The sequence below is a fragment of the Vibrio sp. OPT18 genome (assembly GCF_015163615.1).
Taxonomy (GTDB): Bacteria; Pseudomonadota; Gammaproteobacteria; order Enterobacterales; family Vibrionaceae; genus Vibrio; species Vibrio coralliirubri.
In genome coordinates, this window is record NZ_JADDYK010000060.1 from 311574 (window position 1) to 335846 (window position 24273).

Annotated in this window: 22 protein-coding genes; 13 read left to right on the forward strand and 9 right to left on the reverse strand. The window is 44.9% G+C overall.

Annotated features, from left to right (window positions below):
• From folK to panC, 3 genes are all read left to right on the forward strand, one after another.
• On the forward strand, positions 1-365 hold a 365-nt coding region (gene folK / locus IQQ51_RS16365), incomplete at its 5' end, for a 2-amino-4-hydroxy-6-hydroxymethyldihydropteridine diphosphokinase (RefSeq protein WP_228012902.1).
• Positions 366-387: 22 nt separating this feature from the next.
• Positions 388-1182, forward strand: coding sequence for a 3-methyl-2-oxobutanoate hydroxymethyltransferase (gene panB, locus IQQ51_RS16370; protein ID WP_048605732.1), 795 nt, complete (start codon positions 388-390; stop codon positions 1180-1182).
• 8 nt (positions 1183-1190) lie between these two features.
• Entirely contained in the window at positions 1191-2081 is an 891-nt protein-coding gene (panC, locus tag IQQ51_RS16375) for a pantoate--beta-alanine ligase (RefSeq protein ID WP_048605734.1), read from the forward strand.
• 105 nt (positions 2082-2186) lie between these two features.
• Here the strand turns inward: panC and IQQ51_RS16380 are convergent, their stop codons facing one another.
• From IQQ51_RS16380 to IQQ51_RS16390, 3 genes are all read right to left on the reverse strand, one after another.
• Positions 2187-2957, reverse strand: coding sequence for an ABC transporter permease (locus IQQ51_RS16380; RefSeq protein WP_010435987.1), 771 nt, complete (start codon positions 2955-2957; stop codon positions 2187-2189).
• 1 nt (position 2958) lies between these two features.
• Complete coding sequence (locus IQQ51_RS16385; RefSeq protein ID WP_017059435.1) at positions 2959-3876, reverse strand: ABC transporter ATP-binding protein; 918 nt, start codon at positions 3874-3876, stop codon at positions 2959-2961.
• 349 nt (positions 3877-4225) lie between these two features.
• Positions 4226-5857, reverse strand: coding sequence for a SulP family inorganic anion transporter (locus IQQ51_RS16390; RefSeq protein ID WP_017059436.1), 1632 nt, complete (start codon positions 5855-5857; stop codon positions 4226-4228).
• A gap of 286 nt (positions 5858-6143) precedes the next feature.
• Here IQQ51_RS16390 and can point away from each other — a divergent pair, with 286 nt between their 5' ends.
• On the forward strand, positions 6144-6812 hold the full coding sequence (can, locus tag IQQ51_RS16395) for a carbonate dehydratase (protein WP_017059437.1): 669 nt from the start codon (positions 6144-6146) through the stop codon (positions 6810-6812).
• A 74-nt stretch (positions 6813-6886) separates the two neighbouring features.
• Here the strand turns inward: can and hpt are convergent, their stop codons facing one another.
• Positions 6887-7417 carry a hypoxanthine phosphoribosyltransferase gene (gene hpt / locus IQQ51_RS16400; protein ID WP_017059438.1) on the reverse strand — a complete coding sequence of 177 codons (531 nt, stop codon included), beginning with the start codon at positions 7415-7417 and terminating at the stop codon, positions 6887-6889.
• Between the two features lie 337 nt (positions 7418-7754).
• On the opposite strand from hpt, the gene IQQ51_RS16405 reads away from it, so the two are divergent.
• Positions 7755-8360 carry a LuxR/HapR/OpaR family quorum-sensing transcriptional regulator gene (locus IQQ51_RS16405; RefSeq protein ID WP_019824386.1) on the forward strand — a complete coding sequence of 202 codons (606 nt, stop codon included), beginning with the start codon at positions 7755-7757 and terminating at the stop codon, positions 8358-8360.
• A 521-nt stretch (positions 8361-8881) separates the two neighbouring features.
• Here IQQ51_RS16405 and lpdA read toward each other — a convergent pair.
• The 5 genes from lpdA to ampD all read right to left on the reverse strand — a co-directional run bounded on the left by lpdA (position 8882) and on the right by ampD (position 17044).
• Positions 8882-10312, reverse strand: a complete 1431-nt coding sequence (lpdA, locus tag IQQ51_RS16410; RefSeq protein WP_048659365.1) for a dihydrolipoyl dehydrogenase — start codon at positions 10310-10312, stop codon at positions 8882-8884.
• A 242-nt stretch (positions 10313-10554) separates the two neighbouring features.
• Positions 10555-12447: a pyruvate dehydrogenase complex dihydrolipoyllysine-residue acetyltransferase gene (gene aceF / locus IQQ51_RS16415; RefSeq protein WP_193841604.1), complete on the reverse strand. Its 1893-nt coding sequence runs from the start codon at positions 12445-12447 to the stop codon at positions 10555-10557.
• A 26-nt stretch (positions 12448-12473) separates the two neighbouring features.
• A complete protein-coding gene (gene aceE, locus IQQ51_RS16420) occupies positions 12474-15137 on the reverse strand; it encodes a pyruvate dehydrogenase (acetyl-transferring), homodimeric type (RefSeq protein WP_017059442.1) in 2664 nt (887 codons plus the stop codon).
• A 62-nt stretch (positions 15138-15199) separates the two neighbouring features.
• Complete coding sequence (gene pdhR, locus IQQ51_RS16425) at positions 15200-15961, reverse strand: pyruvate dehydrogenase complex transcriptional repressor PdhR (protein WP_009847596.1); 762 nt, start codon at positions 15959-15961, stop codon at positions 15200-15202.
• 483 nt (positions 15962-16444) lie between these two features.
• Positions 16445-17044, reverse strand: a complete 600-nt coding sequence (gene ampD / locus IQQ51_RS16430) for a 1,6-anhydro-N-acetylmuramyl-L-alanine amidase AmpD (protein ID WP_193841605.1) — start codon at positions 17042-17044, stop codon at positions 16445-16447.
• Between the two features lie 83 nt (positions 17045-17127).
• Between ampD and nadC the strand changes: the two genes are divergently transcribed.
• From nadC to yacG, 8 genes are all read left to right on the forward strand, one after another.
• The gene (gene nadC, locus IQQ51_RS16435) at positions 17128-18018 is read left to right on the forward strand and encodes a carboxylating nicotinate-nucleotide diphosphorylase (RefSeq protein WP_193841606.1); all 891 of its coding nucleotides are present in this window, start codon (positions 17128-17130) and stop codon (positions 18016-18018) included.
• Positions 18019-18271: 253 nt separating this feature from the next.
• Positions 18272-18685, forward strand: a complete 414-nt coding sequence (locus IQQ51_RS16440; RefSeq protein WP_086774275.1) for a pilin — start codon at positions 18272-18274, stop codon at positions 18683-18685.
• Positions 18686-20371, forward strand: coding sequence for a type IV-A pilus assembly ATPase PilB (gene pilB, locus IQQ51_RS16445; RefSeq protein ID WP_193841607.1), 1686 nt, complete (start codon positions 18686-18688; stop codon positions 20369-20371).
• A gap of 15 nt (positions 20372-20386) precedes the next feature.
• Positions 20387-21616, forward strand: a complete 1230-nt coding sequence (locus IQQ51_RS16450) for a type II secretion system F family protein (protein WP_059022060.1) — start codon at positions 20387-20389, stop codon at positions 21614-21616.
• A 65-nt stretch (positions 21617-21681) separates the two neighbouring features.
• On the forward strand, positions 21682-22551 hold the full coding sequence (locus tag IQQ51_RS16455; protein WP_017058945.1) for a prepilin peptidase: 870 nt from the start codon (positions 21682-21684) through the stop codon (positions 22549-22551).
• Positions 22552-22553: 2 nt separating this feature from the next.
• The gene (gene coaE / locus IQQ51_RS16460) at positions 22554-23168 is read left to right on the forward strand and encodes a dephospho-CoA kinase (RefSeq protein WP_193841608.1); all 615 of its coding nucleotides are present in this window, start codon (positions 22554-22556) and stop codon (positions 23166-23168) included.
• 26 nt (positions 23169-23194) lie between these two features.
• Positions 23195-23935, forward strand: a complete 741-nt coding sequence (gene zapD, locus IQQ51_RS16465; protein WP_193841609.1) for a cell division protein ZapD — start codon at positions 23195-23197, stop codon at positions 23933-23935.
• Positions 23936-24016: 81 nt separating this feature from the next.
• Entirely contained in the window at positions 24017-24214 is a 198-nt protein-coding gene (gene yacG / locus IQQ51_RS16470; protein ID WP_017106879.1) for a DNA gyrase inhibitor YacG, read from the forward strand.
• The last annotated feature ends 59 nt before the right edge of the window (positions 24215-24273 follow it).

The following is a 24273-nucleotide window of genomic DNA, read 5'->3' on the forward strand; positions in this document are numbered from 1 at the left end:
ATAGTAGCACTCCAATGGGACCGCAAAATCAACCCGACTACATCAACGCGGTAGTCGCTATCCAAACCGAATTAACGCCAATTGAACTGCTTGATTGCACTCAAAAGATCGAACTAGAGCAAGGGCGCGTCCGTAAAGACGAACGTTGGGGACCAAGAACCTTGGATCTCGACATTGTGCTATACGGCAATGAGGTGATCGATTCAGAGCGCTTAATCGTTCCTCATTATGGAATGAAAGAACGAGAGTTTGTACTCTACCCGCTTGCTGAAATCGCACCAAGTTTACAACTCCCTGATGGGACTGAGCTGACAGAACTGCTGAAAATAGTAGATAAGAACGGGCTCAATGTTTGGCAACAATAGCCAAGCGCATTAAGGAAAACCAATGAAAAAAGTAACCATTAACGACCTGATCAAATGCAAACGTGAAGGCCGTAAATTCGCGACTTCGACAGCTTATGATGCGAGCTTTGCTCAATTATTCGAAAGCCAAGAAATGCCAGTTCTGCTTGTCGGTGATTCACTGGGTATGGTTTTACAAGGCCATAACGATACATTACCAGTAACCGTTGAAGACATTGCTTACCATACTCGCTCAGTGCGTGCTGGTAGCCCAAATTGTCTTCTTATGGCTGACTTGCCTTTCATGAGCTACGCAACGCCTGAGCAAGCTTGTGAGAGCTCAGCGACTTTGATGCGTGCTGGTGCGAACATGGTAAAAATCGAAGGCGGAAGCTGGTTGGTTGATACTGTGAAGATGCTAACAGAACGTGCAGTACCAGTATGTGCACACTTAGGCTTAACGCCCCAGTCTGTGAACATTTTTGGTGGTTACAAGATTCAAGGTCGTGACGACGAGCAAGCCGACAAAATGGTTGCTGACGCATTAGCACTGCAAAACGCAGGCGCTCAAATCGTTCTACTTGAATGCGTGCCAGCTTCATTGGCAAAACGAATTACAGAAGCTTGTGACGTACCGGTTATCGGTATCGGTGCAGGTAATGTTACCGATGGTCAGATCTTGGTTATGCATGACATGTTCGGTATTTCTGCGAACTACATGCCGAAGTTCTCTAAGAATTTCCTAGCAGAAACAGGTGATATGCGTAAGGCTGTAGCTCTATACAAAGAAGAAGTAGAGAGCGCGCGCTTCCCTGATGAAGCTCATACAATCGCTTAGGAGTAAGTATGCAAACTTTTGCTGAAATAGCGGCTCTTCGTGAGCAGATTAAACAGTTTAAGCGTGATGGACGTACGGTTGCTTTTGTACCGACTATGGGAAACCTGCATGAAGGCCACCTAACTCTGGTAAAGAAAGCTCGTGAGCTGGCCGACATCGTTGTGGTAAGCATCTTTGTAAACCCAATGCAGTTTGACCGTGCCGACGACCTAAACAACTACCCTCGCACGTTAGAAGCAGATTTAAGCAAGCTAACAGGTGAAGGTGTTGAGCTAGTATTTACACCAACGCCAGAGGTGATGTACCCAGATGGATTAGACAAGCAGACGTTTGTTGAGGTCCCTGGCATATCTCACATGCTTGAAGGTGCCTCTCGTCCAGGTCACTTCCGCGGTGTATCAACCATTGTCACTAAACTGTTTAATATCGTTCAGCCAGACTTTGCATGCTTCGGCGAGAAAGACTTTCAGCAACTTGCTGTTATTCGCCAGATGACCACTGACCTAGCGTTAGACATTGAAGTTGTCGGCGTTGCAACCGTTCGTGAAATGGATGGTTTGGCAATGAGCTCTCGTAATAGCAACCTCACCATTGACGAGCGCCAACGAGCGCCCGTTCTAGCGCGCACTATGCGCTGGATCAGCAGTGCTATTCGTGGTGGTCGTGATGATTACGCATCAGTGATTGAAGATGCAACTGACCAGCTGCGCGCTGCAGATCTTCAGCCAGATGAGATCTTCATTTGTGATGCTAAAACTCTGCAAGCAATCACTTCAGAATCAACTCAAGCAGTGATTCTAATGTCGGCTTTCCTAGGTAAGACCCGTCTTATCGATAACCAAGTTCTCGATTTGGTAACGGAAACCAAAGAAGAAGTGAAAGAAGAAGCGACTGAATAGTCGGCTTCTGCTCTTAACGCAAACAAAAACACCAAACGCAAAACATAAAAAAGGTCGATGTTATATCGACCTTTTTCTTTACCTGTTACTTAGATGAACCAAAGGTTAGCTACGTAAGCCGATACCCTTTGTCACTAAGTAGTGCGCAATGCCATACAACAGCACGATAAACACGCCTAGTACGCCAAATGACGTCACGATACCCACATCAGACACACCCAAGAACCCATATCTGAACGCGTTTACCATGTACACGATAGGGTTCAACTTCGATACGCCTTGCCAGAACTCAGGCAATAAACTGATCGAGTAGAACACACCACCAAGGTAGGTCAGCGGTGTTAAGATAAAGGTTGGGATAATAGAGATATCATCAAACGTGCGGGCGAATACCGCGTTAATCAAGCCACCCAAAGCGAATACTACCGACGTTAAAAATACCGTCGCAATGATCACGCCCCAATGGTCAACTTGCAGGTCGACAAAGAACAACGACACGAACGTTACGATAGTGCCCACTAACAAGCCACGAACCACGCCGCCCATTACGAAGCCGGCGATAATCACGTAGTTAGGAACAGGTGCTACAAGCAGCTCTTCAATGTTCTTCTGGAATTTGGCACTAAAGAATGACGAAGCAACGTTGGAGTATGAGTTGGTGATCACCGACATCATGATCAGACCGGGAACAATGTATTCCATGTAGCTAAAGCCGTTCATTTCACCAATACGAGCACCAATCAGGTTACCGAAGATGATGAAGTAAAGCGTCATGGTAATCGCTGGTGGCACCAGAGTTTGCACCCAGATACGAGTAAAGCGATTGATCTCTTTGGTCAACAAACTGCAGAAAGCGGTCCAATATAGGCTGTACATATTATTTACTCCCCTCACGGACGATACTCACAAATAGCTCTTCTAGACGGTTTGCTTTATTACGCATAGAAAGGACTTTAACCTGTTGCTCGCTCAATTGAGCAAAGATGGTATTCAAACCTAGGTTCTTGTCGATTTCAATTTCTAGCGAGCCATTGACCATCACTTGGCTATTCACGCCTTCAAGCTTAGGTTCAGTCGTGCCCTCTTCCAGATCCAGAATAAAGGTCTCAGCACTCAATTTACCCAACAGCGCTTTCATTGTTGTGTTCTCAATCAGCTCACCGCGATTGATGATACCAATGTTGCGACACAGCATTTCTGCTTCTTCTAGGTAGTGCGTGGTCAAGATAATGGTAATGCCCTGCTTCTCATTGATCTCTTTTAGGAATTCCCACATTGAACGACGTAGTTCAATATCAACGCCTGCTGTCGGTTCATCAAGGATCAACAAATGAGGTTCATGCATCAATGCACGCGCGATCATCAAACGACGCTTCATACCACCAGACAAGTTACGCGCACGTTCGCCACGCTTTTCCCACAGATCGAGTTGAGATAGGTACTTTTTCGCTCGCTCTTTCGCTAATGCTTTTGGCACGCCGTAATAACCCGCTTGTTGCAGCACGATCTGTTCAACGGTTTCGAACGGGTTAAAGTTAAACTCTTGAGGCACAAGGCCTAAGTTCTGCTTCGCCAACTCCAGATCGGTATCAATATCGTAGCCGAACACTTTAACCTTGCCCGATGTTTTATTTACCAGTGAAGAGATAACACCAATGGTGGTTGATTTACCAGCACCATTGGGACCAAGTAGTGCGTAAAAATCGCCTTTTTCTACTTGTAAACTAACGCCCTTCAGAGCCTCGAAGCCCCCAGCATAAGTTTTTCTTAATTGCTCAATTTCTAATGCATACATAGAGATAGACTGCCATTTGCTATAGATAAGATGTAGACGACCGAGCTTGAGGAAGAGAGTAATGCTTAAAACGAGCTAGCAGAAAACTAACCCAAACTTGTTTACTCGGCCATTTTGCAAACAAGTTTATCGTTGATTGACGATTAATACAAATATCGTGTGAGAGTTTCTTTCGAAAACAAATAAGCGTCTTGGCTCCCTGAAGACTAAATCAATGTTCAGTAAATATAAAAATGCCGCTAAGTGATTCACTTAACGGCATTAATGATCAGTCTTTAAGTGAGCGTCTATGGCTTATTCATATGAGATTATTCATATCAGCTCATTCATGTTCGCTTGTTACTGAAAATTAAACTGACTCAAATTGATGCTCATCTCTATCGACATAGCTTGTCGCTGCCGTCAGGGCTTCATATCTAAATCGATAAGTATTGGATTCAGGTACTAGGTCAATCACGTGGAACTTCTCCAGTTGCTGACGAGTATTCTCATTAGGACACAGTAGATACACCTCACACTGCGCATCCAATGCATCTTTAATCGCATTCTCTAGCGCAAGGCCAACAGTAACATCAATCATAGGGACATCTGTCAGGTCTAGAATCATCGCTTCATAGTCAGAAATACTTGAGTGCTGGCGTGAAATCGCCTTTGAAACGCTGAATATCATCGGCCCTGAAAGATAGAAGAACAACACCTTACCATTGGCACTATCGAGTAACTGACGTTCGCTATCAGTCAATGGGATGTCATCTTCATCATCACCATCACTGATCGCCTTAACTTGTCTGGCTTGCTCTCGGCTCAATCTTTCAATAATCAGAATGTTCGAGATAAACACGCCCAGTCCAACGGCAATAATCAAGTCGACAAACACAGTCAGTAGCATCACGCCGTACATCACGCCCATGCCCGCATAGCTGACCTTGTGCGCGCGCTGGATAAAACTCCAATCTAGGATATTGAAACCAACATACATCGCGATACCAGCCAGCACTGCCATAGGAATCGGTTCTGTTAAGCCACCCGCAACCAATACCACTAGCGCAAGTACTAAGGCTCGAATAACACCTGAAAGCGGAGAACGCGCTCCCACCTGAATATTAGTCACGGTACCCATAGTGGCACCCGCGCCAGGTAACGCACCAAACAGGCCAGAGATCATATTGGCAATGCCTTGGCCACGAAGTTCTTTGTCTGAGTCATGTTCTTTACGAGTCAGTGAATCCCCAATTACCGCGGTCAAAAGCGTATCAATGCAACCAAGCGTACCCAACACCAAGGCATCGATAACCATAGTCGTGAACTGTTCAGCGCTGATCGTAGGGATAACGAGAGTAGGTAAACCAGCTGGGATTTCACCAATACGGCGAATAGAGTCGGTATCAAAAATAATGACGGACAAGAGTGTAACAGCAACCAAAGCGACCAGTTGAGCAGGCACATACTTACGATATTTGGCTGGAAAACCGAAAAGAATACCGAGCGTCAATGCTCCTAAAAACAGCTCGCTGATTTTAAGATTAGCCAATGTATCTGGAAGTGCAGAGAGCGTGCCCATCACCCCACCAGAAGGTGCGGCATGTCCTAATAAAGGAGACAACTGAAGAATAATTAGAATAACGCCGATACCCGACATAAATCCGGAGATCACGCTATATGGCATCAAAGTAACGTACTTTCCGAGCTTTAACGTGCCAAGCAATATCTGAAATGCACCTGCCATCATTACCACGGTAAAGGTCATTGCCATGCCAGTTTCAGGATATTTCGCGACCATGCTGGTCATTACGGCTGTCATGATCACCGTCATCGGGCCGGTCGGTTCAGAGATCAGGCTGCTCGATCCACCAAACAATGCCGCAAATAGGCCAACCATGATGGCGCCCCAAAGGCCAGCTTCCGCGCCCGCACCAGAAGCAACACCAAATGCCAATGCTAAAGGCAATGAGATGATGGCTGTAGTAACACCACCAAACATATCCCCTTTGAGATTGATATCCGTAAAACGACTTCCAAACAAAACACACCTTCCTGATGATGAAATGACAAACCTTATCACTTTAACAAATGTATCAAGTGTTCAGAAAGTGTTAATTCAATCACATTATTCATGTCTTATAACCGGATCATAGCTTCTACGCTAAGTTAATGATTTTAACGACGAGTACACGTCAGATGAGTACTTTTTTACACAGTTTTTACGAGATTGAATTTGTAACATTGTGTATAGTTGAGATTCTTAATTAAGGGATGTAAGACGCAAAATGCCAGAGATTAAACAGCTTTTTGAAAACAACTCTAAATGGTCAGAAGAAATTAGATCTCAACGACCTGAGTATTTTACAACGCTTGAAGAGGGTCAAAGCCCTGGTTTTCTATGGATTGGCTGCTCAGATAGCCGTGTTCCGGCCGAGCGTCTCACTGGTTTGTACTCTGGCGAACTGTTTGTTCACCGAAATGTGGCAAACCAAGTGGTTCATACCGACCTAAACTGCCTCTCAGTGGTACAGTACGCCGTCGATGTACTCAAAGTTAAACACATCATTGTCTGTGGCCACTACGGCTGTGGCGGTGTTAATGCGGCGATTGATAACCCTAAACTTGGTCTTATCAACAACTGGTTACTGCACATCCGTGACAATTACCTAAAATACCGTAAGCAAATCGAGGGGCTTCCTCGTGAGCAATGGGGTGACAAGTTATGCGAAATTAACGTCGCAGAACAGGTTTATAACCTAGGCAATTCAACCATTATGCAAAATGCGTGGGAGCGTGGCCAAGACGTTGAAATCCACGGTGTGGTTTATGGTATTGGCGATGGCAAGCTGCAGGACCTTGGCGTACGTTGCTCAAGTAACGATACCCTAGAGAACAGTCACTTAGATGCATTGAATAAGATCTTAACGACGCCTCTTCTTAGTCAACAAAGCTAACCCATTCCGTCATATATACAAAAAGCCCGCTTGATGCGGGCTTTTTAATGACTTCTAAACCACAAGCGTAATGATTACTCTTGAGGTACTACCTTACCGATGTACGGTAGGTGACGATATTTTTGTGCGTAGTCGATACCAACACCAACAACAAACTCGTCTGGGATTTCAAAACCAATCCATTTTGTATCTACAGTCACTTCACGGCGAGAAGGCTTGTCTAGTAGCGTACAAATTTCGATAGACTTAGGACCACGTAGGCTCAGAATCTCTTTTACTTTAGTCAGCGTGTTACCTGTATCGATAATATCTTCTACAAGTAGAACGTCTTTACCTTGGATATCATCATCAAGGTCTTTCAAAATACGAACATCACGTGAGCTTTCCATGCCGTTGCCGTAGCTAGACGCGGTCATGAAATCAACTTGGTGAGTTAAATCGATAGCACGAGCAAGATCTGCCATAAAGACAAAAGATCCACGCAATAAGCCAACTAAAACTAGATCTTCACTACCGTTGTAGTGTTCCGTGATCTGTTTGCCTAGTTCGTTCACTCGATCCTGAACTTCTTGCTCAGAGATCATGACTTCAACTGTATGCTTCATACTGCTCTCATTCTATTTGGTGATTGCGACGAATGTTGACAGTTTCGTCAGTTGTGTCGCTCAATTTTGTGCGTAAGTCTAGCACTGCTCAAATACCCACACCACCTTATGGTTCGAATTTACTGTCAGATTCTCCACGAAATGTGCGCTGGTGCCTTATCCAATACTCGTCTCCTTTCACATCAATGCTGATCACGCTTTATGTATCAAGTTTGATGTAACTGTCTATAAAACAAGCTGAAAGGATTGACCATTCGCATATGCACCATTACACTCATCTTGGCTTAAATAATAATAAAATCATTAATATAAAAATTTCGTTGGCAAGGAAAATAAAATGGACTCAATATCTAAGAGACCTAGAACTAGGCTTTCACCTTTAAAAAGAAAACTTCAATTGATGGAAATCGCTCTTGAGGTATTCTCTCGCCGCGGTATCGGTCGTGGTGGACACGCTGATATTGCAGACATCGCTCAGGTGTCTGTCGCAACTGTATTTAACTACTTCCCTACCCGTGAAGATCTGGTTGATGAAGTACTAAATCACGTTGTACGCCAATTCTCTAACTTCCTTTCAGACAATATCGATCTGGATATTCACGCAAAACAAAACCTACATAATATTGCGACTGAAATGGTGACGTTAGTGGCTCAAGATAGCCATTGGTTAAATGTGTGGTTCGAATGGAGCGCTTCGACTCGTGATGAAGTATGGCCGCTATTCGTAACAACGAACCGCACTAACCAAATGTTAGTACAAAACATGTTTAGCAAAGCGATTGAACGTGGCGAAGTTTGTGACGATCACGACCCTAAACATCTAGCGAACCTATTCCACGGCATTTGCTACTCGCTATTCATCCAAGCAAAACGTGTAGAAACGCCTGAAGAGCTTTCAAGCTTAACGGATAGCTACTTGAACATGCTATGCATTTATAAGTAGATTCGAGTAAAGCTATTGAAAGGGTTGGCGTTTTCGTCAATCCTTTTTTGTTACCGATAAATGGATATTGGTTGAAAAAGATTCCCTACTCCTTCCTTCGTCAGTCTAGGGAATGACGGATATAAAGAACTCTTGCGCTTCACTTCATCATCGAAGAAATGCATCAAACACTCGAGCTAGAGATTACCTACTCCCTCCTTCGTCAGTCTAGGGAATGACGGATATAAAGAACTCTTGCGCTTCACTTCATTATCGAAGAAATGCATCAAACACTCGAGCCAGAGATTCCCTACTCCCTCCTTCGTCAATTTAAGGAATGACGTAAATAGTGAGCAGCAACTCTCTCATATTCAAAAATAACCCAATCACAAACTTCAACACCTCATTTCGTCATCCTCAAGAGCGAGAGACGAGCGAGTTGGGGATCTCTTTTAGTAAAATGACTCACTAATAATGACGCATAAAAAAGCCGCTGACAAATCAGCGGCTTTTAAAAATATTAGCGAGTGGCTAAAGGAGAATTACTTCTTCTTTTTCACTGCTTTCTTGTTTGGAAGGTCAGTGATTGAACCTTCGAATACTTCCGCAGCAAGACCAACAGACTCGTGTAGAGTTGGGTGAGCGTGGATAGTAAGTGCGATATCTTCTGCATCACAACCCATTTCGATTGCTAGGCCGATTTCACCAAGAAGTTCACCACCGTTAGTACCAACAACAGCACCACCGATTACGCGATGAGTCTCTTTATCGAAGATCATCTTAGTCATACCATCTGCACAGTCAGAAGCGATTGCACGACCAGAAGCAGCCCAAGGGAAAGTAGCAACTTCGTAGTTGATGCCTTCAGCTTTCGCTTCTTTCTCAGTCTTACCTACCCAAGCCACTTCTGGCTCAGTGTACGCAATTGATGGGATTACTTTAGGGTCAAAGTAGTGCTTCTTACCAGAGATAACTTCAGCAGCTACGTGACCTTCATGCACACCTTTGTGAGCCAGCATTGGTTGACCAACAACGTCACCGATCGCGTGGATGTGAGGAACGTTAGTACGCATTTGCTTATCAACATTGATGAAGCCACGCTCATCAACTTCGATACCCGCTTTTTCAGCGTCGATAAGTGCACCGTTTGGAACACGACCGATAGCAACAAGAACAGCATCGTAGCGTTCAGCTTCAGCTGGTGCTTTTTTGCCTTCCATTGAAACGTAGATACCGTCTTCTTTCGCTTCAACAGCAGTCACTTTAGTTTCAAGCATTAGCTTGAACTTGTTCTTAATGCGCTTAGTGAAAACTTTAACGATGTCTTTATCCGCAGCAGGAATAACTTGATCGAACATCTCTACAACTTCAACTTTAGAACCTAGAGAGTGGTAAACCGTACCCATCTCAAGACCGATGATACCGCCGCCCATGATAAGCAGTTTTTCAGGTACTTCGTTTAGTTCTAGTGCATCCGTAGAATCCCAAATACGTGGGTCTTCATGTGGGATGAAAGGAAGTTTGATTGGGCGAGAACCCGCAGCAATGATTGCGTTGTCGAAGTTAACAGTTGTTGCTTCGCCTTCGCCTTCAACAAGAATGCTGTTAGGACCAGTGAACTTACCGAAACCGTTAACAACAGTAACGTTACGCATCTTAGCCATACCGCCAAGACCGCCAGTTAGTTGATCAACTACTTTTTCTTTCCAGATACGGATCTTGTTGATGTCCGTTTGTGGCTCGCCGAATACAACGCCGTGCTCTGCCATCGCTTTAGCTTCTTCAATTACTTTAGAAACGTGAAGAAGTGCTTTTGATGGAATACAACCAACGTTTAGACATACACCACCAAGAGTGCTGTAACGTTCAACTAGTACTGTTTCTAGACCTAAATCCGCACAACGGAATGCCGCTGAGTAACCAGCAGGACCTGAACCAAGTACAACAACTTGGGCTTTAATTTCTTTGCTCATTGTGACCTCTTGTAGTCATTATCCCTAACAGGCTGAGTAGATGTTCTTAAAATTATTGGGCTTTCAAACAGGAAACATTTTACAGAGATGTTAACAGTGTGAAAGTAGCTTTAAGTTAGCCTGTGAGCTAGACAACAATTCCCCATCAGATTATGAGAAATGCAGGAAACTGTTCTCTAAAAATAGTCTTTATATAAAGAATTAAGGTGACCCGAAAGTCACCTTAATAATTACTTTCTCAATTACAGTACTAGACGACGAATGTCAGATAGTGCGCTGTTTAGGAAAGTAATGAAGCGTGCACCTTCAGCACCATCGATCACACGGTGGTCGTATGATAGAGACAGTGGAAGCTGTAGACGTGGTTGGAACTCTTTACCATTCCAAACTGGCTTAATTTCAGACTTAGATACACCTAGGATACCTACTTCTGGAGCATTTACGATTGGAGTAAATGCAGTACCGCCAATACCACCAAGGCTAGAGATTGTGAAACAACCGCCTTGCATGTCTGCCGCTGTTAGCTTACCAGAACGTGCTTTCTTAGAAACAGCCATTAGCTCTTCAGATAGCTCGTAAATGCCTTTCTTGTTCACGTCTTTGAAAACAGGAACAACTAGACCGTTTGGTGTATCAACAGCGATACCCACGTTTACGTACTTCTTAAGAATGATGCTTTCGCCATCTTCAGAAAGAGAAGAGTTAAACGCTGGGAATGCTTCTAGCGCTTTAGCAACAGCTTTCATGATGAACACAAGTGGAGTGATCTTCATTCCAGTGTCTTTCTTCGCTTCGATTGCGTTCTGTTCTTTACGGAATGCTTCTAGCTCAGTGATATCTGCGTTGTCCCACTGTGTAACGTGAGGGATCATTACCCAGTTACGGTGCAGGTTAGCGCCAGAGATCTTCTTAATCTTAGAAAGCTTCTGAACTTCAGTTTCGCCGAACTTGCTGAAGTCAACTTTTGGCCATGGTAGTAGACCAAGAGCAGAACCGTCGCCGCCTTTGCCAGATGCAGCTGCACCAGACTCAAGACGCTTAAGTGCATCTTTAACGTAAGACTGTACGTCTTCTTTAAGGATACGGCTCTTACGACCAGTACCTTTAACCTTAGAAAGGTTAACGCCAAATTCACGAGCTAGACGACGAACTACTGGAGAAGCGTGTGCGTAGTCACCGTTCTCTTGGAAGTCGCCAGCTGCTGGAGACGCTGCAGGTGCTTCTGCTTTAGGAGCAGGTGCCGCCGCTGGAGCTGCTGCTTGTGCAGGTGCTGCAACAGGAGCAGGCGCTGCGCCTTCAACTACGAACGTCATGATTAGAGAGCCAGTTGACACTTTGTCGCCAGCTGCAATCTTGATCTCTTTTACTGTACCAGCAAATGGTGCAGGAACTTCCATTGAAGCTTTGTCGCCTTCAACAGTAATTAGAGATTGCTCTTCTTCTACTGTATCGCCAACCGCTACCATGATTTCAGTAACTTCTACTTCGTCACCACCGATATCAGGAACGTTTACTTCTTTTTCAGCTGATGCTGCTGGAGCCGCTGCAACTGGTGCCGCCGCTGGAGCAGGAGCTGCTGCAACTGGAGCGCCAGAGCCCGCTACTTCAAATACCATCACTAGAGAACCAGTCGATACTGAATCACCAGAAGCGATCTTGATTTCTTTAACGATACCAGCGAATGGTGCAGGAACTTCCATTGAAGCCTTGTCACCTTCAACAGTAAGAAGAGATTGCTCTTCTTCTACTGCGTCACCGATAGCAACCATGATTTCAGTTACTTCAACTTCATCACCGCCGATGTCAGGAACGTGAACTTCTTTAAGCTCAGCTGCCGCTGCAGGAGCAGCTGCAACTGGTGCCGCCGCTTCAACTGCTGGAGCAGCCGGTGCTGCTGCTGCACCTTCCGCTTCGAAGATCATGATAAGAGAACCAGTAGAAACAGAATCGCCTTCCGCTACTTTGATTTCTTTAACGATACCCGCTTGAGACGCAGGAACTTCCATTGAAGCTTTGTCGCCTTCAACAGTGATCAGTGACTGCTCTTCTTCAACCTTGTCGCCAACGTTTACAAGAATCTCAGTTACTTCAACCTCGTCAGCACCGATGTCTGGTACATTAATTTCGATTGTCATTGTATTTACCTACCTTAATGCCAGTCTTATGCGTATTGCGGGTTAGTTTTTTCAGTGTCGATATCGAATTTAGCAATTGCTTCAACAACTACAGATTTCTCGATGTCACCACGTTTAGCCAGTTCAGTTAGAGCTGCAACTACAATGTAGCCAGCGTTAACTTCGAAGTGACGACGTAGGTTTGCACGGCTGTCAGAACGGCCGAAACCATCTGTACCAAGTACTTTGTAAGACTCAGTTGGCATGTACGCACGTACTTGCTCAGCGTAGTTCTTCATGTAGTCAGTCACTGCGATTGCAGGTTCTTTACCAAGAACAGTCGTGATGTACGGTACTTTCTCTTCAGCTTCTGGGTGAAGCATGTTGTCACGCTCTACCGCTTGGCCGTCACGAGTTAGTTCGTTGAACGACGTTACAGAGAATACGTCAGATGCTACGCCGTACTCTTCGCTTAGAATTTCAGCCGCTTTACGCGCTTCGTTCATGATAGTACCAGAGCTCATTAGTTGAACTTTGCCCTTAGCACCAGCGTGAGATTCAAGCTTGTAGATACCTTTACGGATGCCTTCTTCAGCGCCTTCTGGCATTGCTGGCATTGCGTAGTTCTCGTTCATTACTGTTAGGTAGTAGTAAACGTTCTCTTGCTCAGGACCGTACATGCGACGGATACCGTCTTGCATGATTACCGCTAGCTCGTAAGCAAACGTTGGGTCGTAAGAGATACAGTTCGGGATAGTGTTCGCTTGGATGTGCGAGTGACCATCTTCGTGCTGTAGACCTTCACCGTTCAGTGTTGTACGACCTGCAGTAGCACCTAGTAGGAAGCCACGAGCTTGTTGGTCGCCTGCTAGCCATGCCATGTCACCAATACGTTGGAAACCGAACATTGAGTAGTAGATGTAGAACGGGATCATCGGTAGATCGTTTGTGCTGTATGAAGTTGCAGCAGCAACCCATGAAGCCATAGAACCTAGTTCGTTGATACCTTCTTGAAGAACTTGACCAGACGTTGCTTCTTTGTAGTAAGAAACGATGCCTTTATCTTCAGGTGTGTATTCTTGACCGTGTGGGTTGTAGATACCAACCTGACGGAATAGACCTTCCATACCGAATGTACGAGCTTCATCACAGATGATAGGAACGATGTTCTTACCAATGTTCTTATCTTTAAGAAGGATGTTTAGCGTACGTACATAAGCCATAGTTGTAGAGATATCACGCTTCTGTTCACCTAGTAGAGGTGCGAATGCGTCTAGCTCAGGAACCTTGAACTCTTGAGTAAACTTAGGAAGACGTGCAGGTGTGTAACCGTGTAGAGCGTTACGACGAGCGTGCATGTATTCGTACTCAGGCGTACCTTCTTCCAGTTTCAGGTAAGGAAGTTCAGCGATCTTCTCATCTGAAAGGATGTCTTCTAGGCCTAGGCGATCACGTAGGTGTTGAACATGAGTCATGTCCATTTTCTTAACACCGTGTGCAATGTTCTTACCTTCAGCTGCATCACCCATGCCGTAACCTTTAACAGTCTTAGCTAGGATTACAGTTGGCTTACCGTTTGTCTCTTTTGCATTGTTGAATGCAGCAAACAGTTTAGAAGAATCGTGACCACCACGCTTAAGAGCGAAGATTTCGTCATCAGTCATGTCTGCAACTAGTGCAGCTGTTTCTGGGTACTTACCAAAGAAGTGCTCACGTACGTATGCGCCATCTTTAGATTTGAATGTTTGGTAATCACCATCGATAGTTTCGTTCATTAGTTGAAGAAGCTTACCAGTAGTGTCTTTAGCTAGTAGAGAATCCCAGTTGCTACCCCAGATAACTTTAACAACGTTCCAACCTGCGCCTTTGAATAGGCCTTCAAGTTCTTGGATGATGCTACCGTTACCCATTACAGGGCCGTCTAGACGCTGTAGGTTACAGTTGATTAGGAAACATAGGTTGTCTAGCTTCTCACGCGCAGCGAAAGAGATAGCACCACGTGATTCTGGCTCATCCATCTCACCGTCACCTAGGAACGCGTATACGCGTTGCGCTGAAGTTTCTTTCAGGCCACGGCCGTCAAGGTACTTAAGGAAGCGCGCTTGGTAGATAGCAGAGATAGGGCCAAGACCCATAGATACTGTCGGGAACTGCCAGAACTCAGGCATCAGTTTCGGGTGCGGGTAAGAAGGGATACCTTTACCATCAACTTCTTGACGGAAGTTATCTAGCTGTTCTTCAGTTAGACGACCTTCAACGAATGCACGAGAGTAGATACCAGGAGAGATGTGACCTTGGTAGTAAACTAGATCGCCACCGTCTGTCTCGTTTGGAGCACGGAAGAAGTGGTTGAAACATACTTCGTAGAACGCTGCTGCTGACTGGTAAGAAGCCATGTGACCACCAAGGTCTAGGTCTTTCTTAGAAGCACGCAATACGATCATGATTGCGTTCCAGCGAATAATCGAACGAATACGACGCTCAAGAGTTACGTCACCAGGGTAAGCTGGCTCTTGTGCTGCTGGAATTGTGTTGATGTAGTTTGTGTTGATGCCTGTAGCCATATCAACACCATCTAAACGCGCTTTATCTAGAACTTGTTCTAGTAAAAACTGTGCACGTTCTACACCTTCTTCACGTACTACTGACTCAAGAGCTTCTAACCAATCTTGAGTTTCCAGAGCATCAACGTCATGCTTCATGTCAGACATGGCGATCTATCCTTTTTGTTAGTTGGATTCTACTAAACACGTAAATAGCCGAAGTATTACGGCTATTTACCCTGTTGAATTCGACGTAAAGAACGTTCGCGGCGCGACTCTTCTTTGGTCAAATCCATCAATGTTTCTTCGATGTAAGCTAAATGAGAGTGTGACATTTCACGTGCCTGTTCTGGCTGTCCTGAAACGATCGCATCCACAATGTTAGCTCGATGTATACTCACTTTCTCCACAACGTCTTTACGACGATGCAACAGCTTTAAATTTTCTAAGACGTTTTGTTCGAGTAACGGAGCCAAGCTACGAACAATGTGCAATAACACCACATTGTGCGCTGCCTCTGTTAAAGCAATAAGAAAAGCCATCACCGCTGCAGATTCGGCTTCAATATCACCCTTATCTTGCGCACCGCGAATTTTTTCTTGGCATGCTTGAATTCGAGCAAAGTCTTCATCAGTGCCACGCAATGCCGCGAAGTAAGCCGAAATCCCTTCCATCGCATGACGCGATTCCAACAAGTCTAGCTGGGTTTCAGAATGGGACGACAACAAATTAAGCAAAGGATCTGAAAAGCTTTTCCAGATATTTTCGCTAACAAACGTACCTCCACCTTGACGGCGAGTAAGCAAGCGTTTTGCTTCTAAACGTTGTATCGCTTCTCGGATTGAAGGACGAGACACATCGAACTGTTTCGCCAGTTCGCGCTCAGGCGGCAGCTGCTGCCCTGGAGCCAGTGTTCCTTCCACTATCAACCTTTCTAACTCTTGTTCGATTACATCGGAGAGTTTTGGCTGACGAATCCTTTGATAAGCCATAGTTTGTTGTTCTTCTTTTTCTTCGCTGACAATTGGTAATACCAATTTTAAGTTGGGCAGAAATTAACATAATTAAAACGCCACTGTCCAGCCTAAAATTGACCTGCATCATAGAATACAGCGTGAATTAACCATGATTTAACAAATGAAATTTAAAACAGCAACCAAATTGGTCTTACCATTTACAGGGGTAATACTTTTGGGGAGTGTTCGTGCTAGAAAGTTTCAGGATAAAAATGAATTGTTTCAGAAAGATTAGCGTCACTTGTTTAAAAATCGAACCAAGCGCACATTTAGGGTGGAAATTCTGTTCATAAGTTTTAATAAATGAGTGTTTGATAAGTTCGTCACACTCTCAATTTATTGATGCGCTTCTCTCCACCACTTTCTTTACATCGCAACAACAAAAATTCACAAGTCATTATGCTAGGCGTTGACTATTCAACGCCCACCAGCGGTAAGGCCATCGTCAAAAACGGAGGCTTAAACTTTGAGATTTTTTTTAAACTTCTGCCAATCGAACACCAAGCCAGGGTCAGTTTTACGCAGAGGCGCTATGTATTGATGGCCAGTGATACGTTCACTGGTGATTTGAGGGAACGTAGATACGATCGTTGCTGTTAGTTGGCTAAGCGCTTGATACTGCTGCTCGGTGTAAGCCACAAAGTCACTGCCTTCCAGTTCAATACCAATCGAATAGTCATTACACCTTTCACGCCCTGCAAAACTCGACTGGCCAGCATGCCAAGCTCGGTCAAGAAACGAAACGAACTGCACCACTTCCCCGTCGCGACGAATCAAACAGTGCGCCGATACGCCCATTTGGTGAATCACCTTAAAAAATGGATGTTCCGAAGCGTCGAGTTTACCCGTAAAAAATTGTTCGATGTAAGGCCCACCAAATTGACCCGGAGGCAAGCTAATGTTGTGAACCACCAACAGAGAAATATCCTCGACGCTAGGCCTAGTATCAAAATACGGGGAAGGAACATGCCGAGCGTTGTCATACCATCCGTTGGAGCTGATCGTCATCTTGGTCTCACTTTCTTTTCTGCTAGCACAATAAGATGTGACCTGGCCCATAGAGCAGTCGCGCTAGCCTCTTTAATTTGAAGTTAAGCAAGAGTATCATTCCATTCCCACTCCCTTTCAAGATTAGATTTGCGATGAAAAACACACATAACAGCCACCAACGCCTTGACTACTTAAAAGAGCAACTGCCTCTAGAGATCACTCGTGCAGTCGCTGAGACCATCAAAGAAGATCTAGGTGGAACGTTAGATCCAGCGGCTGATATTACAGCAAGTCTAATCCCTGCAGACGCAATCAACAGTGCAACCATCATTACCCGTGAGCACGGCGTGTTCTGTGGTAAAGCTTGGGCTGATGAAGTGTTTAAGCAACTGGGCGGTGAAGTGACTATCGAGTGGAACGTAGAAGATGGCGACAAGGTTGAACCAAACCAAACGCTTTGCACGCTAACTGGCCCAGCTCGCGCGCTATTAACGGGTGAGCGTAACGCAATGAACTTCATTCAAACGCTATCTGGCTGTGCGACTACTACGGCTATCTACGCAGACAAAGTTAAACACACTGAATGCCGCCTGTTGGATACTCGTAAAACCATCCCTGGCCTACGCAGCGCACTGAAATACGCGGTTGCTTGTGGTGGCGGTTTCAACCACCGTATTGGTGTGTTCGATGCTTACCTAATCAAAGAAAACCACATCATCGCTTGTGGTGGCATTGAGAAGGCTATCTCTACTGCAAAAGAGCTAAACCCAGGTAAACCTGTTGAAGTAGAAACTGAGAGCCTAGAAGAGCTAGAGCAAGCAATCAGCGCGGGCGCAGACATCATCATGCTAGACAACTTCACCACAGACATGATGCGTGAAGCTGTGAAAATCAACGCAGGACGTGCTGCGCTAGAAAACTCTGGTAACGTAACTCTAGGTACGATTGCTGAGTTCGCTGAAACAGGTGTTGATTACATCTCGGTAGGCGCGCTTACTAAACACCTAAAAGCGATGGATCTATCAATGAGATTCAAAGCATAATTCACTGAATAGTAAGTAATTTCTGTAAAGGTACTGTTGATAACAGTGCCTTTTTTATTGCCTGAATTATCAGTATATCAAGCAGTTATTTAAGTTGATCGCATAAATTTGCGCGCTATATGAAACACTACACCAATAAATACCAAACCACTCGCGACCACACCTGAACACCATTCCACTGCCCCATCTCAACTTCTATTCTTTCCATCAACCAGTGCCTGCACTGAAACAAACTAAAGAGTGGAATTAGACAATGAATAACAAGAACAAAAGAACGAACCAGAAAGGCTTTACGCTGATTGAGTTGATGATTGTGGTTGCGATTATTGGCGTGTTGTCTGCGATTGCAGTGCCAGCATATAAAAACTACGTGACCAAGAGTGAACTCTCTTCAGGTCTAGCGACTATGCGATCTCTAATCACACCAGCTGAACTCATATTTCAAGAAAAAGGGTCAATCTCATCAGCTACTGCTATAACTGATCTAGGGACAGTTTCTTCAGCCAGTTCTTTAGGAACTATCTCAATAGATACAGAAAACGAAATCAAGTTTACATTTAATGACACAAGTTCAGTAAATGCTGCCACCCTAAAGTTTAGTCGTGGCACTAACGGTTGGACATGCGAAAATAGTAAAGATTCTGATGTTTCATTAGATGGTTGCTAAATGCTAACCAACCTCCCAACCGTGCTTCGTCAGGCTGACTTACTTAGCCTGACTCAAGAGCAAGCTGTTGCGGAATATGTACAAGCTTCAGGTATTTCGACACCTGAAGCTTTGCTCGTTCTCGATTTCTTCAGCGGCGACTCCTTAGCAAACAACATTAAAACCATCTTCGGTTTACCGTTAGTACAACTTACCAATGTTGATTATGAAGCCTTATGTGACCAGCTAGGGCTTCGAGAACTGATTACCAAGTATCGTGCTGTACCGATTTCAGTCTCTAGCTCGACTCTCACACTCGCCTCCGCCGACCCGACCGATTTACAAGCGGAAGATGACTTTCGATTTGCGACCGGATTACAGATCGAATTGGTCGTCGCTAACTACTCTGAATTAGAAGGTGCAATACGCAAACTGTATGGACGCTCTATTTCCGGGCAAGACTCCAAACGCAAAGAGATCACTCAAGATGAACTCGCCAATCTTGTTGAGGTGTCTGACGACGAGATAGCGTCGATTGAAGACCTCAGCCAAGACGACTCCCCTGTCAGCCGCTTTATCAATCAAATACTGGTCGATGCGGTGCGTAAGGGCGCATCAGATATCCACTTCGAACCTTATGAAGAGCACTACCGAGTGCGACTGCGTTGTGATGGTATCCTTGTTGAAATACAGCAACCCGCCTCTCACTTAAGTCGTCGTCTATCAGCTCGCTTAAAGATCCTCGCCAAGCTTGATATCGCTGAACGCCGCTTGCCTCAAGACGGTCGTATTAAACTGCGTCTAAATGACGACTTAGCGATTGATATGCGTGTATCAACGCTGCCGACCTTGTGGGGTGAAAAAATCGTTCTTCGACTGCTTGATAGCAGCGCTGCTAATTTAGATATCGATAAGTTAGGTTATAGCGAAGATCAAAAAGCACTCTACCTCAATGCCCTGAAACGTCCACAAGGGATGATCTTAATGACAGGGCCTACCGGCAGTGGAAAAACTGTCTCCCTTTATACTGGCCTTCGAGTGCTCAACACCACTGAACGCAATATCTCTACAGCTGAAGATCCGGTGGAGATTAACCTGTGTGGTATCAATCAGGTACAAGTAACACCTAAGATCGGCTTTGGGTTTGCTGAAGCACTACGATCATTTTTACGACAAGACCCTGATGTGGTGATGGTTGGAGAGATCCGAGACTTGGAAACCGCAGAGATCGCGATCAAAGCATCGCAAACCGGTCACTTAGTACTTTCGACACTGCACACTAACTCCGCCGCAGAAACCGTCACTCGACTCGCTCATATGGGGATAGAACCCTTTAACCTCGCTTCATCACTAAGTTTGATTATCGCCCAACGACTGGCAAGACGATTGTGCAACTATTGCAAAGAAAATGACGACTCGCCGGACATATTTCTGCGTCACTCGATTCCTAACAGCCAAACCATCTATAAAGCGAACCCTCAAGGGTGTAATGAGTGTAACCAAGGTTATTCGGGTCGAGTGGGTATCTATGAAGTCATGCCGTTTAGCGATCAGCTGAAAAATAGCCTGATAGACAAGCCTAACGCGTTAGCCATTGAAAACTTGGCTCGCCGAGAAGGCATGAGAACTCTGCAAGAGTCAGGGCTAGATAAATTGCTTGAAGGCACCACCAGCTATCAAGAGCTGCAACGTGTTCTGTACATATAACCCAATGGAGCACCAATGAGTAGCAAGTCCAAACAATCACAATTAAAAAGCTATCACTGGAAAGGCATTAACAGCTCAGGCAAGAAAGTGTCTGGACAAACCTTAGCGCTCACCGAATTGGAAGTACGAGAAAAGCTCAAAGAGCAGCATATTCAGATTAAGAAAATCAAAAAGAAAAGTATTTCAGCCGTCACTCGTTTAACCCATAGAGTCAAAGCCAAAGACATCACTATTTTAACTCGGCAACTGGCTACTATGTTGGCTACTGGTGTACCCATCGTGCAGGCCATCAAGTTGGTGTCAGACAATCACCGCAAAGCTGAAATGAAATCGATTCTATCGCATATCTGCAAAGGTGTAGAAGCCGGAACGCCAATCTCAAAAGCGATGCGAACTGCAAGCCGTCACTTTGATGACCTCTACACTGATTTGGTCGCGACAGGCGAGCTCTCCGGTAACCTCGCACAAGTATTCGAACGTTTGGCGACCTATCGAGAAAAGAGCGAGCAGTTAAAGTCCAAAGTCGTCAAAGCACTCATCTACCCCGCCATGGTGGTCACCGTTGCTCTGACCGTTTCTTATTTAATGCTGACCATGGTGATTCCGGAGTTTGAGTCGATGTTTTCAGGCTTTGGCGCCGACCTGCCTTGGTTCACCCAACAAGTACTCTACCTTTCCCATTGGATGCAGGCTTACAGTTTTTATACGGCTGTAGGTATCGCGCTTGTTGTCCTGATTATTTACCAACTGTGTCAGCGTTCCCACTCGTTCAGACTGTCTGTTAGCCGGCTAGGATTACGCTTCCCTGTTCTTGGTGGCGTATTAGCCAAAGCCTCTATTGCCAAATTTAGCCGAACCTTATCAACCAGTTTTAGTTCTGGCATTCCGATTTTAATGAGCCTCAAAACCACCGCCAAAACCGCAGGCAACCTGCATTATGAATCGGCCATCATTGAAGTTCACCGAGAAACGGCTGCTGGCATGCCAATGTATATCGCAATGCGCAATACCAATGCCTTCCCTGAAATGGTGTTACAGATGGTGATGATCGGTGAAGAGTCAGGCAACCTTGATGATATGCTCAATAAAGTAGCCTCGATTTACGAGTTTGAAGTCGACAACACAGTCGACAATTTGGGCAAAATTCTAGAGCCACTGATCATCGTGTTTTTAGGTACTGTCGTTGGTGGGCTTGTGGTTGCGATGTACTTACCGATCTTTAATCTTATGAGTGTGTTAGGATAGTTAAAGCAACTAAACACCCATGAGCAGCAATCTCTGCTCACCTTGATTAAGTGGTAAAGGACACTATGGAAGTATTTCACTACTATCCTTGGCTATTCCCCGTATTAGCTTTCATTTTTAGCCTTCTTATCGGCAGCTTCCTCAACGTAGTCATACACCGTTTACCGATTATGATGGAACGCGAATGGCAACAAGAGTGCTCGGAATATTTCTCTCAATATAAAATTCCAGCACCAGAGGGAAAGTTTAATCTCAGCATTCCTCGCTCTACCTGCCCGAAATGCAAAACCCAATTAAGAATCGTCGACAATATTCCAGTCTTAAGCTGGTTGTTCTTAAAGGGTAAGTGCCACAGCTGTGCGAATCCGATCAGCGCTCGCTACCCTTTGGTCGAACTGCTTACCGCAATACTTTGCACAATGGTTGCTAGCCACTTTGGTTTCAGTTACTACGCCATTGCTTTGATTTTTTTCACCTTCGCCCTGATTACCGCGACCTTTATCGATCTCGATACCATGCTACTGCCCGATCAAATCACCTTGCCTTTGGTATGGTCCGGTATCGCTTTAGCACTGTTTAATATCAGCCCAGTATCGCTACAAGATTCTGTGGTTGGCGCAATGGCTGGCTACCTAGCTCTGTGGTCGGTGTATTGGTTGTTCAAACTACTCACAGGTAAAGAAGGCATGGGTTACGGTGACTTCAAACTCCTGGCTGCACTTGGTGCATGGCTTGGTTGGCAACACCTACCGATGATCATCCTTTTATCTTCGCTCGTAGGCCTTGTGTTTGGTTTGATTCAACTTCGCCTGAAACAGCAAGGCATTGATAAAGCCTTTCCGTTTGGCCCCTATCTTGCGATTGCGGGTTGGGTAAGCTTGATGTGGGGTAACGACATCATGGGTTGGTATTTCACTTCTGTACTAGGAATTTAACCATGGCAATCATTATCGGATTAAGCGGTGGTATCGCCAGTGGCAAAACCACGGTCGCTAACCTGTTCAATCAGCATTTTAATATTGATATTGTTGATGCTGATATCGTGGCACGTGAAGTGGTTGCGCTGGGCAGTGACGGCTTAAAACAAATTACAGAACACTTTGGTAAATCTATCTTGCTTGACGATGGAACACTTAATCGAAGTAGGCTGCGTGAGCTGATCTTCTCTGATCCTAAAGAGAAGCAGTGGCTCAATGATCTTCTTCATCCCATGATCCGTGACAAAATTGACAGTGACCTGTCTAAAATCACATCCCCGTATGGTTTATTAGTTGCACCGCTATTGGTGGAAAACCAAATGCAAGGCATGGCTGATCGCGTATTAATTGTTGATGTGCCAGCAGAAGTGCAAATAGAACGTACGATGAGTCGTGATAATGTTTCTAGGGAACAAGTTGCATCAATTTTAAAATCACAGGCTTCAAGAGAACAGCGCTTAGCAGTTGCAGATGACGTGATTAAAAACCATACTAAAAACCAAGAACTTTTGCCTCAAATCACAGATTTACATCAAAAGTATCTGGCAATCAGTGCTGTAGATGGGTCAGAATAGAACAATGTTGAATGAAGGTTTGCTCGATGATCACCCATAAATTTGAACATCCTCTAAATGAGAAAACACGCATCTACTTAAGAGTCGAATCACTCTTGAGGCAGCTACACTTGTCTTCTACATTTTCCGATGCTCAACAGTATCAACTCTTTTTCCGTTCCATCTTTGATCTGATTGAAATCTTCGAACAGATCCAACTCAAGAGCGAACTCGCAAAAGATATTGAGAAGCAACGTGTAACCTACAAAAGTTGGTGGGATGTTGAAGGTGTCGATCAAGAGATGCTGACATCACTGCTTAATGACATTGGTAACATCTATCGAGATCTAATGCAGGCAGAGCGTTTTGGCCAATCACTTAAAGAAGACCGCTTCCTAAGTGCAATTCGCCAACGCTTTAATCTTCCAGGTGGCTCATGCTGCTTTGATTTACCGGCACTGCATTATTGGCTGCACCTCCCTCTTGATAAGAGAATGAGAGATGCTAAAGCTTGGATGGATAGCTTACAGCCTCTGTATGAAGCGCTAACACTATGGTTAAAGCTCACCAGAGAGACTGGTCACTTTAAAGAGCAAATCGCTCGTGCTGGCTTCTTCCAGAGCGATGCCGATGAAGCGAATATCCTTCGTCTTTCTATTCCAATGCAATACGGTGCCTACCCGATGATTTCAGGTCACAAGAACCGCTTTGCTGTTAAGTTCATGAGCTTTGAAACTGGGCAAGCCTGTACTCAAGACATCGAATTTGAATTGGCTATCTGCACCTAATTAATTTCCTTTTATAGTTTGGCTTGAGTCTCAACTCGAGCCTAAACTCACTATTATTACCCCCTCAAATTAAGAATCACTATGTCGAAGAAAATCACCATCGTTAAATGCCCTCAATGTAATACTGACGTTGAATGGGGCGAACAAAGCCCGCACCGCCCGTTTTGCAGCAAGCAATGTCAGATGATTGATTTCGGTGAATGGGCAGACGAAGAGAACAGCATCGCTGGCGCACCAGATATGTCGGATAGCGATGGTTGGTCGGAAGATCCGTACTAGGCGAGTAGCGAGTAGCGAGTAGCGAGTAGCGAGTAGCGAGTAGCGAGTAGCGAGTAGCG

Coding starts and splice junctions, on each gene's coding strand:
- panB (WP_048605732.1), top strand. CDS start 388: ATGAAAAAAGTAACCATTAACGACCTGATCAAATGCAAACGTGAAGGC.
- panC (WP_048605734.1), top strand. CDS start 1,191: ATGCAAACTTTTGCTGAAATAGCGGCTCTTCGTGAGCAGATTAAACAG.
- IQQ51_RS16380 (WP_010435987.1), bottom strand. CDS start 2,957: ATGTACAGCCTATATTGGACCGCTTTCTGCAGTTTGTTGACCAAAGAG.
- IQQ51_RS16385 (WP_017059435.1), bottom strand. CDS start 3,876: ATGTATGCATTAGAAATTGAGCAATTAAGAAAAACTTATGCTGGGGGC.
- IQQ51_RS16390 (WP_017059436.1), bottom strand. CDS start 5,857: ATGTTTGGTGGTGTTACTACAGCCATCATCTCATTGCCTTTAGCATTG.
- can (WP_017059437.1), top strand. CDS start 6,144: ATGCCAGAGATTAAACAGCTTTTTGAAAACAACTCTAAATGGTCAGAA.
- hpt (WP_017059438.1), bottom strand. CDS start 7,417: ATGAAGCATACAGTTGAAGTCATGATCTCTGAGCAAGAAGTTCAGGAT.
- IQQ51_RS16405 (WP_019824386.1), top strand. CDS start 7,755: ATGGACTCAATATCTAAGAGACCTAGAACTAGGCTTTCACCTTTAAAA.
- lpdA (WP_048659365.1), bottom strand. CDS start 10,312: ATGAGCAAAGAAATTAAAGCCCAAGTTGTTGTACTTGGTTCAGGTCCT.
- aceF (WP_193841604.1), bottom strand. CDS start 12,447: ATGACAATCGAAATTAATGTACCAGACATCGGTGCTGACGAGGTTGAA.
- aceE (WP_017059442.1), bottom strand. CDS start 15,137: ATGTCTGACATGAAGCATGACGTTGATGCTCTGGAAACTCAAGATTGG.
- pdhR (WP_009847596.1), bottom strand. CDS start 15,961: ATGGCTTATCAAAGGATTCGTCAGCCAAAACTCTCCGATGTAATCGAA.
- ampD (WP_193841605.1), bottom strand. CDS start 17,044: ATGGGCCAGGTCACATCTTATTGTGCTAGCAGAAAAGAAAGTGAGACC.
- nadC (WP_193841606.1), top strand. CDS start 17,128: ATGAAAAACACACATAACAGCCACCAACGCCTTGACTACTTAAAAGAG.
- IQQ51_RS16440 (WP_086774275.1), top strand. CDS start 18,272: ATGAATAACAAGAACAAAAGAACGAACCAGAAAGGCTTTACGCTGATT.
- pilB (WP_193841607.1), top strand. CDS start 18,686: ATGCTAACCAACCTCCCAACCGTGCTTCGTCAGGCTGACTTACTTAGC.
- IQQ51_RS16450 (WP_059022060.1), top strand. CDS start 20,387: ATGAGTAGCAAGTCCAAACAATCACAATTAAAAAGCTATCACTGGAAA.
- IQQ51_RS16455 (WP_017058945.1), top strand. CDS start 21,682: ATGGAAGTATTTCACTACTATCCTTGGCTATTCCCCGTATTAGCTTTC.
- coaE (WP_193841608.1), top strand. CDS start 22,554: ATGGCAATCATTATCGGATTAAGCGGTGGTATCGCCAGTGGCAAAACC.
- zapD (WP_193841609.1), top strand. CDS start 23,195: ATGATCACCCATAAATTTGAACATCCTCTAAATGAGAAAACACGCATC.
- yacG (WP_017106879.1), top strand. CDS start 24,017: ATGTCGAAGAAAATCACCATCGTTAAATGCCCTCAATGTAATACTGAC.